This window comes from Lysinibacillus capsici, from assembly GCF_020217405.1.
Lineage (GTDB): Bacteria > Bacillota > Bacilli > Bacillales_A > Planococcaceae > Lysinibacillus > Lysinibacillus capsici.
Genome location: NZ_CP084108.1, coordinates 2159701 through 2173164, shown reverse-complemented (window position 1 = coordinate 2173164; position 13464 = coordinate 2159701). Strand labels below are relative to the sequence as shown.

The following is a 13464-nucleotide window of genomic DNA, read 5'->3' as shown; positions in this document are numbered from 1 at the left end:
ATTGAATTGTACACAATTTAATTGCGTTTGACAAGTAGGAACTTTATTTTTAATATAAATGGTAGTAGAAGAACTTTAAGAGGGGATTTTTATGCCTAATCATTTAGATAATCAGCTGTGCTTTCTTTTGTATGCAACATCAAAGGAAATCACTCGACAATATACATTATTATTGAAGCCTTACGATCTTACTTATACAGGCTATATCACTTTATTAGCTTTAGAGGAAAACGAACAGATAACGGTGAAAGAATTGGGCCAACGTTTATTTTTAGATTCAGGAACATTAACACCGTTGTTAAAAAAATTAGAGTCAAAGAATTACATTTGTCGTGAGCGTTCTAAGGAGGACGAACGATTAATGAAAATATATTTAACCAAGGAAGGCTTAGATGTAAGAAGGAAGCTACCTGAAGTGTCCCGCCAAGTGATGAAGCAATCTAATATCTCAGAGCAGCAATTTGTACAACTGAAAAATGTACTTCAAGATATCGTTTACAACGACTGGAAAATAAAAGATGAAAACTAACGCATAGCTGTTCCATTAATAGGATTAGTCTCCCCATCAGCAAACCTAATAAAGTAGACCTGTCAGTGCAAATAAGAAGGTTGGAGCTACATCGGCTTCAATCTTTTTTGTTTTTCTCTCCCTCATCTCTTCAAATTGTTAATAATCATGTGACTATAGTTGAGGTGTTTGGATGAAAACATGGACAAATAAACATAAATGCCCCCATCAAAAACGTTTGGAAATTACTTGATGGCTCTTTATCTGATATGCAGAAGATTATGCCACAGGTACTTGAAAACAAGCCTGTAAAAGTAACAGAAGAAGTGGTTGGCAGTATTTATCGCCAAAAATATAAAGAAGGAAAACGTATTGAAGCGTAAGAATTCGAATGCACCTGATAAAAAAATATTGAAAGTAGGCTTTGTACTCGCTAATATGTTTGAAATTACGGCTTACTATGACTTAAACAAAATAAATGAAACAGTGACTTCCTTTACTTATACCGTAACAAATAATGCGTTAAAATGGTTCGTCAAATTATTTTTATTGTTTGCATCGGACAAAGTAGTCGTACAATTTTTAGAACGGGTCAAAACAGTTGCTGAAGCGCAAGACTAGCACCTAAAAAATAAACCGTAGAACTCCCCTTGAGGTGAGCTTCTACGGTTTATTTATTACTAAAAGTCTGAACCTGTAATTTCTTTTAACTTACCGTTTTCTTTAATCTTTTTAAGGCCTTCATTTAACTTATCTAAAAGCTCTTTGTTCCCCTTTTGAACCATGAAACCATAGTATTCTTTTTCGAAGGAATCATCTTTAATTACTTTGATTTTGTCATTTGGATGTGCCTTGATATATTCATAAACAACTGAATTATCTCCAATTGCCGCTTCTACGTTGCCATTCAGCATCTCTTGAATAGCAATTGGTTGATTTTCGAAAGCAAGAATGTTGGGACTAGATTCACCCTGTAGCTTCTTGGCAGCCATATGACCAGTAGCATTAATTTGTACAGAAATCTTTTTATCTTTTAATTCATCCAATGATTGGATCTTTGAATCTTCTTTCACCACGATTAATAATTGAGATTCGTAATACGGCTCAGTAAAATCAAATGTTTCCTTACGCTCGTCCGTAATGGTAATTCCTGCACCACCAATATCTGTTTCACCATTTTTAATTGTTTGGAATACAGGCTCCCAACCAATACTTTCCCACTTCACTTCAAAATCCATTTCATCCGCGATTGCTTGTAGCACATCCACATCAATCCCTACAATATTCCCTTTATCATCAAGAGATACGATAGGTGCAAATGTAGCCTCAGTACCTACCTTATAAACTTTTTTACTATCTCCATCACCTGATGATGTATTGTCTTTCGAGCCGCAACCCGCTAAAACTAGCGTGAAAGCTGCCATAATTGTAAGCAACACCATTAAATTTCTTTTCATAGCCCATCCCCCTAGTATGATATTTTTTCCATAATGCGTATTATTTTTCGCAATTCGGAAATGTAAGACTATTACGTAAATTATAGTGACAATATTCTCTTTAGACAATACTTTTTTGTATAAAAATAATCATTTCTTTATAAATAGTATTATTCAATCTCGTTTTTAGGATAAAAAGGAATAAATAGTTAATAGAAAGATATAAAAAAAGAATCTCCCATAGGAAATTCTTTTTGCGCATCTAAATCTTTATCGTATTGGATGTTCAAAATTCCAATTTGTATAAATGGCAGCAGCCTGAACTGGGTGTGATGAGGTATCTTCTGTATAGCCACCAATTAAATTACCTACTCTAAAAGTAGGCTCAAATAGCTGTTCCTCCTTAGGTGGTGCTGTCGGTCCATCTATTCCTATTTTGGTTTTATCTGTCACGACTACTTCCATACCGTTATCCAATGTAAAGCTCAGCCCATCTTCTCCGACTTCTGTAATGGTCCCTTCGATATTTACTAGCGCACTTGCCGCAGGAGCTGAATGGTCCGCAACAATTCTCTCCGTCAAATCAATTGGTGTATCATGATTTATATTTACCATAGCAAGGACAGCAATCACTGCACAGGCTACTAAGCTTCCAACACTAATTCTTACTTTTTTCATAAAGGACCTCTTTTCATATTCCATCATCTCTTCCTGCATCTTACGCTTAAATTCCTCAGAAGCATGAATCTGCTTCATCACATTCTTATAAGCATTCATCATACTTTGCTCCCCTCTTCTAGAATCGTTTTCAGCTTCATTCGTGCCCTTCTGAGCTTTGAGCCTACTGTATTTACGTTGATCTCTAATAAATCAGCCATTTCTGCGGTTGTATAGCCCTCGTAATAATGTAAATAAACAATGACTCTCTCTTCTGAAGGAAGCTCAAAAATTTCAGTAAGAACCATCTGCTCCTCTTTTGCAATAAAGGCCATTTCATCTGTAATGGGTACTGTCTTTTTCACACGTGAGGATTTAAAATAATCCTTGCACTTATTAAATGTCACCTTTATGAGCCAAGCCTTTAAATGTGCTTCATGAGCAAAGGGCTTGTTTTGCCTCATCAGTGTCATATAAACCTCCTGCACAATGTCCTCCGCCTCAGCCATATTTTTGGTCTGTTGCACAGCAATTCGTATAAGGGTGTCACTATATGTTTGAACAATTTCTTGCACACTTAAGCCAGCAAACTTTATCATATTTTTCACCTAACCTCCTTCATGACATAATACGATTCAACTTTATCTATTCGTGCAACAGCTACACTTTAGCTTACATTTTAATAAAAGAAGAGACCCTTCATGGGACATACAAATGTATTCCCCTCATAAATTACTGAATAATAGCCATGCAAAAACCCGCAAACCGTAGATGATTTGCGGGTCCCTCTCCTCATTGCCAAACTCGATTGTTCCATTGCTTGAAAAATTCGTCCTCAGCCAAGATAGCTTCATAAATAGGGATAAAGAATTGTTTCAGAATCCCTGACATCTCGAGTGTAGAAGTTAGCTCGATTGTAAAATGATGTCGATCAAATAAGTCCACAATATATGCCTGCAATCTTCGTCCTTCAATAGTTTGAGTTTGTAGCAATTGTTGTACTTCATTTATTGTTTTTTCAGTCTTTTCTAATGCTGGGTACTGGTAAATTTCGATAAATTTTTGTGCAAGCACGAATTCTGTTGGATATGTATAAACCACCGCAGCCTTATTGTCTAGCAAGCTCGGAAAAATAATAGTCTGTGGTGTTATTCGCAATCTTTCTTTAAAGGTAATCCTTACTTCTATGTATACAGTCATTTTGCCCAATGTAGCTGGTATGCTTAGTTGAATATTGTCACTCGATACAGACGATCTGATCTGCTGCGCATTCCATTCAATACCATCCGCTGGTATTGATAGTGAGCAAATTTCATTAAAGGCCTGTTTCACTATATCGTGTTGATGAACGCTTGCTTGCGCTGTCAGCGTGACTTCTTGGGAAGGCTTCACCAATCCATTTGTTAAAGCAAATAATAGTAGATCCCCATTTAGATAAAATTGATCATCATAGGAGGAGACAGATAGACGATAAAGCAGTCTTTCTTGGCAATAGCGTGATACTAGCTGATCCATATTGTCCTGCCGTGTAACCATTTCTTCTAATTGTGTCACGACATTCGTCGATAGTGTGTCGATATTTCCCATTGATATCCCTCACCTTTTTGATTTTTCTGATTTTTTTATGCAGAATTTAGATTTTTACTAAAATTCATGCTTTTATTATCACTTATTTATGGAAGAGAGTAAACGGTAATGTATACCAAAAAGGCCTGTCATGGTTGAACATGACAGGCTTTAAAATTAGACAAGGGGCAGCCTCGCTGTTGCGAAACTACCCCTTTAGTATTTATAGGTAACATTCTCGTAAATTGTAAAAGTCTCAACCCAATCGTCTGGGGAATATTATCTTGAAACCAGATTCGTTTCATCACCGCGGTAAAATTCCACTGTGTGCCTTCTAACTTAAGCAACGCAAACCCTACCATCTTTTGCGTCCTTGCAGCCCCAAAGCATGCGCCAGTGTGAATAAGTATCTACAAAAACAAAAAGCAGAATGCCAGATTACGGAAATATGCTACCTAAAATAGCACGTGTTCTATTATAGCACAACAAATTTAATATGTAAAATTAAATATATGGAACATAATTTTATATATATTTTTCTACTTCAATTATATAGCTTAATATGCTTATAAAGCTTCGCTGAAGATTAGTTCGTAATTTAGATCCCAAATGTTTAACTTTGAATAATACCAATTTACTACAAGACTAAAGTTGTGTTTTTTTACAATATATAGTATATTTAAAATATTGCATAATATACTAATATTTGGGGGTTAAAAACTTGCTACATATCATACCAAATGATCTTCCTACCTTAACTAAGGGTGAGCGCAGTATGCTCAATAAAATTAAAAATCTATATAAAGCACAAAAAAGCGATGCCTACCTCTACATTCAACCCAAAATTAAAAATCTTATTCCAGATTTTATTTTGATTGATTGTTTAAGAGGCGTAAGTATTTTGGAAATGAAGGATTGGAGTATTGAATACCTAGCATCTTGGACTCGTCTAGAATTTAAAAATATCCACGGTGAGAAATTAGAAAATCCTGTATTTAAAGCTGGTCAATACTATAAGTCGCTAGAAGGTTTATTCTCAATGGATGATAGATTATACAACGCGCAAGGTGAACTCGATGTGAAGTTCTCTTCCTATGCTATTTTACCTCATCTAAAAAGAGCTGCCTTTGAAGAAAATCACTTAGCAGATGTTTTTGATCAAAAACATGCCAACTATCTACTTTCAGAGGATTTTAACATTTTAGAAATATCAGACCTATTTTCAGAAATTAAGCCTGTGAGTCCTCAATTTTTAAAGATAATTAGAACTATTATTTTCCCAGAAATCCAAATATTATCTACAAACGAAAATTACACTCAGGAATTAATTACTGCATTAGATGCCGAGCAAGAACGGTTTGCCAAAAATATCTCATATGGTCATTACATGGTAACAGGTGTTCCTGGCAGTGGAAAAACAGTTATGCTTTTAGCAAGAGCTATTCATTTACTTAGAGAAAATCCCGATTGGAATATTCGTATTCTGACTTACAATAGAAGCTTAGCCACAAAACTAGAGCAAAAAGTTAAAAGCTTAGCAGAAAATTTATCATTTTTAGATATACATGTTGAAAATATGGAAATTAGTACCTTTCATAAATTTGCACTAGATGTAGCTCATGTCCCTATTCCCAAATTATCTGGTGATGAACAGCAAAAATGGTGGGACTATGATTTACCAAGTTTGTCCTTGGAAAAAGCAAAACCAAAATATGATGCAATTTTAATTGATGAATACCAAGATTTTTTAGACGATTGGATCCGTTTAGCCGTTCAAAGCTGTAAGCCTTTTAAAACTTTTGATAGTAAAAAAGAAGAAAAAAACAGCATTAATTTATTTTTAGCTGGTGATCGCTTACAAAGTCTCTACCGTTCAACAGATACACCTTGGACAGAAATTGACCCTATTTTAGACATGCGCGGCAGAAGTAAATTACTAAAAAAAGCCTATCGTTCTGCCAATGAACACATTGATTTAGCTCTGCAATTTTTAAGTGTAGATGATAAATTAAAGGCTGAGGTAGAGAAGTTTTATTGCCCCATGAAGGAAATTGAGTATGAGAACTCGGTCGAAAATGGAATTGGTACGATTGAAGGAGAACTTGAAGAAGTAGCTATAAAGATTGAGGAATTGATTTATAAAGTTGGCTACACTCCAAACGATATAATGGTACTCTGTAAAGATTGGTATAGAGCCCAGGCTTTTATCAAAGCACTTCCAAAAGTACTGCAAGCAAAAGCCGAACTAATAAAGAAAAAAGCATCGACTGAGCAGAAAATTATTGTGACTACTTATCAATCAGCTAAAGGATTAGAAGCTCCAATTGTATTTTTATTAGATACAGATAGATTCATCTCTACTTCTGTAAAGGAAGAGGCATTGAAATACCGAAAAACCATGTATGTAGGTATTACAAGAGCCTCTGAGCAATTGTACATTCACGCTGAAAATTTCCATAAAGAATCCTATGCAAAGGAAATGAAGGTATTGCTTCAACAAACAATATCTGTTCTTTAAATTGAGCAATCTTAAAAAACTAGAATTTTCAAGAAAAAATTATATATAAATGAATATTAAAATTTTATTTACAAAAGCTCCAGGAATTATGAATAGCAAAATCAGTATGTTAGTATATTTCTCCTAACATACTGTTCTATTTTTCGTACTAGCCATTTATTAGATTTTGTTCAGACCTCTAGGATTCCATAATGAAATTTTGCAGTTATCCGTTCATGCTGCTGAAAGCCATAGGTCACAAACCACTCTGAGCGAAAATGTGCCTTTAACACCACACGCTTTTTCGCTACACGCTTGGCTTCATAAACCCATTCCTCGGTTAATGTGACATGCTCCCCTGCTAGCCGTAATGCCTGAAAATTATTGGCCTCTTCTATAACCTTCTCAAACATCGGGTCCATATAAACCACATCAAATGCGTTGTCTGGTAGGGTTTTTAAATAGCGAACAGCCTCAGACTGTATTACCTCGATGTGTCGCATACAGGCAGTTAACGGTAGCTCGGATGTATCATAGGCTTGCATCCCCTGTCTAACAATAAACGCTACATTTGGATTTGCTTCCAGTCCGACAACACGACCTGCTTCACCCACTGTATAAGCCGCTAACATGGCATCTGCCGCTAAACCTAACGTACAATCCAACACCGAATCCCCCAGTTGAAGCTGTGCCGCTTCCAAAAAAGGCTCTGCCTCACCACGGGCCACACGCTTTAATCGAAACGCCGCAGAATTGGGGTGAAAGAAAAACGGCTCCTGCGCCCCATAGGCATAATACTCGAAGCGATTCTTCCCAGCGACCATCACATGTGCCTGCAACTCCTGCGAAATTTTGCGAACAGAGCGCTTGTTCCGTGGCTCAAACGCAGCACCTAATTCTTGACACGCAAAAGCAGCGAGCGCCATCGATACATCGTCTGGTCTGCCCGCTGTCGTCACAATCGTTTTTAGTTCTCGCATGTTTGCTCTAACACGCCAGTTAAATGAGAGACAATCTGCTCCACAGGGAATCCCTCAATTTGTTCACGTGGGATAAAGTAAGCCAACTCCCCATCCTTTAAAATCGCCATAGATGGTGAGCTAGGTGGCACATCCTCAAAATAACCACGCATCGCCGCAGTCGCCTCTGGATCCTGCCCCGCAAACACCGTCACAAGATGATCTGGCTTCACCGCTGCAATTGCCTCACGCGCCGCTGGACGAGCAAGCCCTGCAGCACAACCACAAACCGAGTTAATCACCACTAACGATGTTCCCTTCGTCTCCGCCATAAATTCATTCACCGCATCCGCAGTCGTTAGCTCCGTAAAACCAGCCTCCACAAGCTCCTCACGCATCGGCTTCACAACCTGCTTCATATATTCATCATAAGCGTTCATGCTTTTACCCTCTTTCCTATGTATTCGCAAACCTTATTATAGCAAGGTTTCGTGTGAATGTACAAAGACATGCTTTTTGCCTGATTTCGTGGGTTTTCGGGGGAAATGTGACTTTTTCGTGATTTTGGTGACTTTTTTTGTGTAACGGATAGTGGTTTTGTATTTTATCAAGTATTAGTTTATGGAAATAATTACATAGATGAAATAGAACAATACATTGTTAAGATTTTATAGGTCTAACATTCTAAGGGGAAATTTTCAGAATTGAAATTGAGGTGAGTTAAATGACGTTCGCATCGTTCGGATTATTATGTATACCCATTTTATATCTTTATCATTACCTGCGTGGCCAATTTCTTGATTTTTTGTGCGACTGCTTTTCATCGGTGTTATGGCAACTGATAGCGAAGAAATCACTATGATTTCATTCATTTTAGGGTTTTTATTCATCACTGTTTTACCATTACTTTTCTTCATTTGGTCACTAAAAGATTTTCTAATTTTATGTAAAAAGTAAGAGAGACAGTAAATAAAAACATAAAAAAGCCCCGGCTTAAAATTAATTGAGTACCTGGGCTTTGGAAATGATACATGTTTAGTCCTTCTTTTTATCTCTGTTTTTATCAAGAAATTCAAATACTACGAAAATTATACCCATAAGAATTGTAAATTTAAGTGCCTTCATAAATGATTCATCAAAAATAAAGTAAGAACTTATTAACAAAACAAAAATAGCAGCGATATATCTTAATAAAGCTCTATACATCTGTTCCTCCTTTATCCAAGCTCTAAAACTAGTAAGTAAACACTTAATTTTTATGCCTTATTAATATTATTAAAAAATCGGTTCAATAACAGTCGATTTCGCATAACGTGTATTTCTATCGACAATATCCCCTGCAGCATTTGTTATTTTTTCATATCTCATTATTTCATAGTCACCTAAGAATTGCCCATTAGTTGGACTGAATGAACCAGGGCCTAACTCTCTCCAAGCATGTGTTGAAGTATAGTATACTTTATCCGTTGTCCCACCATTTACAAAGAAGAAAGTTCCAACTGCTGCTACTACAGATCTTACAAATTTATTGTAGATACTTGTAACGTTAATTAAATAATACGATACTGCTGCGGCGACAGTTACTTTACCAGCTTTTTCAATTGTAGTACTACCATATGTGTCGTAAAGTGGATTATGTACCCAATTTGTAGGATACGTAGCAGCAAATGGAGAAATTTGATTAATGGTATTTTCTTGTGAGTTTACTTCATTTAAAAAGCTTTTTTCTACTAAACCGTTTGCTTCTTCCACCAATTCAGGAGAAGGATTTTTGAGGATAATATTATTTTCTTCTATAGTATATTCTATTCCATTTTCATCTAAGGTATTAATTACCCTTTCATTAACACTAGAACTTTCTTGAAAAACAATGTTTTCAATTGTGTGATCTTCATTACTACTAGCAAAAGCCGGAGTTAGATTAAATGCAAAAAATAAACAACTTATTAGCACGTAAGAAATTGTTTTTTTCATTGTATAAATCTCCTTTTCCTTATAGTTAAACTAGTTGCTATAGCAATTTAGTAATCCTCGAGTTAAACTCATCCTACCATTTCTCAAAATAGAAATTCAACATTATTTTTACGCCACTTTCTGACGCCTACACCGCCATTTTTTGGCGGTGTTAAATTAATTATTTTGAAAGTACGCCAAATCACGCCACTTATACCGTCATTATTTGGCGCATTTTTTATTATTTTATATTATAAAAGCAACATTTTTAGTGAAATTCAAACTAAAAGACTTGACATTGTTATTTAGTTTCATTCTTAAATTCAACAATATTTTTAACAGAATTGCCACTTTTTATTATGTTTTAAGTTCAGCTCGCCTAAAATATCTTTGCCGGTCTTATGGTTTTTAGTATGTTTGTTGCGTAATGATAATTTCTTATCCCTTTAAATCACCGTTAGTCAGTGTACCAGCATTAAATTTATCTAGATGTGATATATCAATAAGCTTTTTGTCTACTGCTTGCATAAGGTAATTACGAAATACAGCTTTGAGTGTTTCTTTTGTAAAAAACAGTCTCTGAAATGGCTGTAATTTGAGCATTATAAATCGTAATATCAACATTAAAATGCCCGCTATTTGATTAGCAAGCACAAGTAATAATGCGATTAATGATAATCAAAATTGTTTGTGTTGTAGACGCACTTTCCAGTCGATTTTCATATTACATCAATCCTCCTTTAATAATAAAAGGCAATATTGCACTTACAAGACCGCCAATAAGTAATCTCAATATCCAAGTTGTATTATCTTTAATTCTGCCTATATCCTCGCGAATTTCCTTAATATTTGATTCAGCAACAGCAAGCTGTGTTTTCACATCGGTCATGTCATTTTCTAATTTTCCAACTCGTTGCTCCATGTGAATCGCCTCCTCAATAAAAATAGCACTGCTCGGTACAGTGCATTTCTTAGGTCTTGTTGTTTAAAAATAGCACTCCACAATTATCTGTGGAAGGCTCTCTTAATTACTGATGTTTTAATTTTTATCAATTCAAAATCACTGATAAATTTTTCTACTTCATCTATATATCAACTAGCTAATGCAATAAGAGTTTTATCTCTATATTCAGGCGTATCAAACTGCCCTTCAAATTCAGTAATTTTACCGAAACAAGCATCTTACATTTAGATTTCAGTTCATCCCTAAAGTTAGATAAAATAGCCATCTATACGAACTATCTGATAGATGGCTATTTGCTGTGTGGACGAAACGATGTGCATATTTTCAAATTTTTAACTTACTTATTACCATACATGTGTAATAGACGCGTCATCTGCTTTACTTTCTTTTGCTGCCAATCCTAATGAAATATCTCAGTAGTAATTGTTACCGAACCAGTAAATCTAATTGTCATATGTGTATAATGACCAAATATATTTGATCTAATATCACTAGAAATCGATCTATTTGCTTCGACTGATAAATAGCCTGTATGAGAGTAGCCTGGTTCGCCTTTTATATCAAATAATGTTGCTACTCCATTATTATTTTTTTCGTTTGATCCTGTATAATATCTGTCTGATCCGTGAATATCTCTAAATATATAACGGAAATTAATAGTATTGTCATATCTTACAACGTTTGCAGAGTGTGTAATCGCAAATGCATCTTTAAAGAATACCTGTGGCCCTTTTTTCCACATAAATTCATTTTTCAGCAATACTCGTCCGTTTGAAAACTTTGTAGAAGATAGAGTCATTGCTAACCAGGTACTATTATTGGTACCAACAGCAAACTGTTCTGGTTTATTCATTTCTCTAAAAGCTTCTTCCGCAGAATATTTAGTTACTTCCAAAGTCCCTTCAGGTAGAAATTTATTGGAAACAAAGTTGTAATAATTCGTAACATTCTGTGGTTCCTCTGCAGCAGTTAAATCTTGATAATATTCAACATATTCTTCTTTTGTCACACTTGGAGCAATATCTTCCGTGAAGCCTAATTCATCCTTTCTACATTTTCTTAATTAAAATCAGTTTCAAATGCCTCAACCAGTTGTTCCCATTGTTTTACAACTGAACTCCAACTTTGCTCAGGGAAGCTGTTAGCAGTATAGTTAGACAAACTTAATGCTTCTCCAACCCTTAAAATGTATTCTGTATCCGCTTCTTCCCATTTTTCTACCTCAAATAAATCACTTTTTGGCAAAGGTTCTAAAAAATTGGATATGCTCCGTAGCATCTTTTTCTCTTTTTCATTCAACACACTACTGGCAAAATTATTAGTTATTACCGAATCAACTAAAAAACCTTCTACCTTCTCTAGCTGATTCATTACAATTTGAGGATCCTACCAATCGTTTTCTTTTTGATTGTTTATTGCTAAATTTAATTCATATAATTTGAAGTTTAGGTTGTAAATGAAGTATTCTTGTTTCCTCGAATTATTTTCTGTAAACTTCACTACAAAAAATAAATTCAATAGTAAGCTAATGGGTAACAAAATTAATAACGCTTTATAAATCTTTGATTTATTAATCGTATCAACTCCTATAACTTATTTATTTTTAAATTACATAATTGACAAATACGACAAATATTATCAATTATCTAAACTAACACTAAAATTTTTGGAAAAAATGTCAACAATTACAATATTTCAGTAAAATTTTAAGGGGTAGGCACAACATCTGTTGTTTTTTCACCGATGCAAAGAATTAACTTTTGTTCTCTGAGCCGACCACTCGAAATGGGATATAACAAATAACTTTACTTATCTTTTTAATTAGTACAAGAATAACTAATAAAATTTCAATTCTATCTCTTTTTCGTGTGAACATAAAATTATAGCTAAAGAAACCAACCATAATAATAATAGATATGCCAAAAAAATAATCGTATTGTCAAAATCTATTTCAAATTTATTACCATTGTAGTTATAGCTGATGTAAGAATTGTTGAAAAGGCTGTTTTTATAAAATTTCCCATCATTGTTTCTATTTCAAGCTTGATTTTTAACTTTAGGATTAAATATTTTGCATTTAAAATTTGGATAAGCTCTCTCAGCACGCTTTTATTATTGGCTAGAAGAAATGAAGCTTTTTATAAGCTATTAATAATTTTCTCTAGTACTATTCCTGCCGTTGATAATTCATATTTTTCGTTTATGTGTGTTTGTGGAGGATTATGAAGATTGGCTACCTCCCAATAACTTTCTCTTTCAACTCTCACCTCAGTTTTACCAAAATCTGTATTTGCTTCATAAATTTTAAATATGATTCCGTTACTTAATAGTTTTTCAATTGTTAAATACATACTTCCTTGACTTTGATTAATATAATTTAAATACGAAAAGGTTGTTCGTATATCTACCACAGGAAGCGATCTCTCAGAATAAGCTTCTTCATCAAAAAAATCTAGCAATATTTTTAAATTCTCTATATCTTTATCAAAGAGATATGTTAGTGTATTAAAAGCAATTAACTCCTCATGTGATATTATCTCTCCCTTTTCAATTACAGAAGATAATATCTTCCCCATAATATAACAAGCTGAATTAGAATTTGATTGAAATACTTTACTAAATGCATTTGCTATATACTCAGCTTTTTCCTCATTATCTATGTAATCAGTTAGTTTGCTAATTTCAGACTCTGTTAATTGTTCATTAATTGACAGCCCATTTAAAAACGACATCATCCTTTTATTAGATATATAGCGTGTGGCGCTGTTAACAAATTTAACCACATTCACACTATCACCAACAACTTGAGTAATTTCATTTTCAGTAATGAAATCTTTTAAATCAATGTATTTACTAACTGCTTCATTCAATTTTTTAACTATGAATTCTGGTTTCACTTAAACTCACTCCATTCTCAAACATTA

Annotated in this window: 14 protein-coding genes; 3 read left to right on the top strand and 11 right to left on the bottom strand. The window is 34.3% G+C overall.

The window, feature by feature from the left end; translation table 11 throughout:
* Window positions 1–91: 91 nt before the first annotated feature.
* Both LCP48_RS10590 and LCP48_RS23420 read left to right on the top strand, forming a co-directional pair.
* Window positions 92–529, top strand: coding sequence for a MarR family winged helix-turn-helix transcriptional regulator (locus LCP48_RS10590; protein WP_004228438.1), 438 nt, complete (start codon window positions 92–94; stop codon window positions 527–529).
* Window positions 530–880: 351 nt separating this feature from the next.
* The gene (locus LCP48_RS23420; RefSeq protein WP_004228442.1) at window positions 881–1129 is read left to right on the top strand and encodes a hypothetical protein; all 249 of its coding nucleotides are present in this window, start codon (window positions 881–883) and stop codon (window positions 1127–1129) included.
* A 59-nt stretch (window positions 1130–1188) separates the two neighbouring features.
* On the opposite strand, the gene LCP48_RS10580 is transcribed toward LCP48_RS23420, so the two are convergent.
* The 4 genes from LCP48_RS10580 to LCP48_RS10565 all read right to left on the bottom strand — a co-directional run bounded on the left by LCP48_RS10580 (window position 1189) and on the right by LCP48_RS10565 (window position 4188).
* Window positions 1189–1965: a basic amino acid ABC transporter substrate-binding protein gene (locus LCP48_RS10580; RefSeq protein ID WP_009371242.1), complete on the bottom strand. Its 777-nt coding sequence runs from the start codon at window positions 1963–1965 to the stop codon at window positions 1189–1191.
* Between the two features lie 249 nt (window positions 1966–2214).
* The gene (locus tag LCP48_RS10575) at window positions 2215–2724 is read right to left on the bottom strand and encodes a hypothetical protein (RefSeq protein WP_216486704.1); all 510 of its coding nucleotides are present in this window, start codon (window positions 2722–2724) and stop codon (window positions 2215–2217) included.
* A complete protein-coding gene (locus tag LCP48_RS10570) occupies window positions 2721–3200 on the bottom strand; it encodes an RNA polymerase sigma factor (protein ID WP_216486709.1) in 480 nt (159 codons plus the stop codon). The genes LCP48_RS10575 and LCP48_RS10570 overlap by 4 nt, the downstream gene beginning before the upstream one ends.
* Before the next feature lie 193 nt (window positions 3201–3393).
* Window positions 3394–4188 carry a nucleotidyl transferase AbiEii/AbiGii toxin family protein gene (locus tag LCP48_RS10565; protein ID WP_004228446.1) on the bottom strand — a complete coding sequence of 265 codons (795 nt, stop codon included), beginning with the start codon at window positions 4186–4188 and terminating at the stop codon, window positions 3394–3396.
* 700 nt (window positions 4189–4888) lie between these two features.
* Here LCP48_RS10565 and LCP48_RS10560 point away from each other — a divergent pair.
* The gene (locus LCP48_RS10560) at window positions 4889–6685 is read left to right on the top strand and encodes a UvrD-helicase domain-containing protein (RefSeq protein ID WP_004228451.1); all 1797 of its coding nucleotides are present in this window, start codon (window positions 4889–4891) and stop codon (window positions 6683–6685) included.
* Between the two features lie 170 nt (window positions 6686–6855).
* On the opposite strand, the gene LCP48_RS10555 is transcribed toward LCP48_RS10560, so the two are convergent.
* The 7 genes from LCP48_RS10555 to LCP48_RS10525 all read right to left on the bottom strand — a co-directional run bounded on the left by LCP48_RS10555 (window position 6856) and on the right by LCP48_RS10525 (window position 13437).
* On the bottom strand, window positions 6856–7644 hold the full coding sequence (locus tag LCP48_RS10555) for a class I SAM-dependent methyltransferase (RefSeq protein ID WP_004228453.1): 789 nt from the start codon (window positions 7642–7644) through the stop codon (window positions 6856–6858).
* The gene (locus LCP48_RS10550) at window positions 7632–8063 is read right to left on the bottom strand and encodes a BrxA/BrxB family bacilliredoxin (RefSeq protein WP_004228455.1); all 432 of its coding nucleotides are present in this window, start codon (window positions 8061–8063) and stop codon (window positions 7632–7634) included. The genes LCP48_RS10555 and LCP48_RS10550 overlap by 13 nt, the downstream gene beginning before the upstream one ends.
* 835 nt (window positions 8064–8898) lie before the next feature.
* Window positions 8899–9597 (bottom strand): hypothetical protein, encoded by a 699-nt coding sequence (locus LCP48_RS10545; protein ID WP_004228464.1) that lies wholly within the window; start codon window positions 9595–9597, stop codon window positions 8899–8901.
* 703 nt (window positions 9598–10300) lie between these two features.
* Entirely contained in the window at window positions 10301–10498 is a 198-nt protein-coding gene (locus LCP48_RS10540; protein WP_004228466.1) for a hemolysin XhlA family protein, read from the bottom strand.
* A 442-nt stretch (window positions 10499–10940) separates the two neighbouring features.
* Window positions 10941–11549 (bottom strand): hypothetical protein, encoded by a 609-nt coding sequence (locus tag LCP48_RS10535; protein ID WP_009371237.1) that lies wholly within the window; start codon window positions 11547–11549, stop codon window positions 10941–10943.
* Window positions 11550–11599: 50 nt separating this feature from the next.
* Window positions 11600–11911: a hypothetical protein gene (locus LCP48_RS10530; protein ID WP_004228469.1), complete on the bottom strand. Its 312-nt coding sequence runs from the start codon at window positions 11909–11911 to the stop codon at window positions 11600–11602.
* Between the two features lie 767 nt (window positions 11912–12678).
* Window positions 12679–13437, bottom strand: a complete 759-nt coding sequence (locus LCP48_RS10525; RefSeq protein WP_225340932.1) for a hypothetical protein — start codon at window positions 13435–13437, stop codon at window positions 12679–12681.
* Between the last annotated feature and the right edge of the window lie 27 nt (window positions 13438–13464).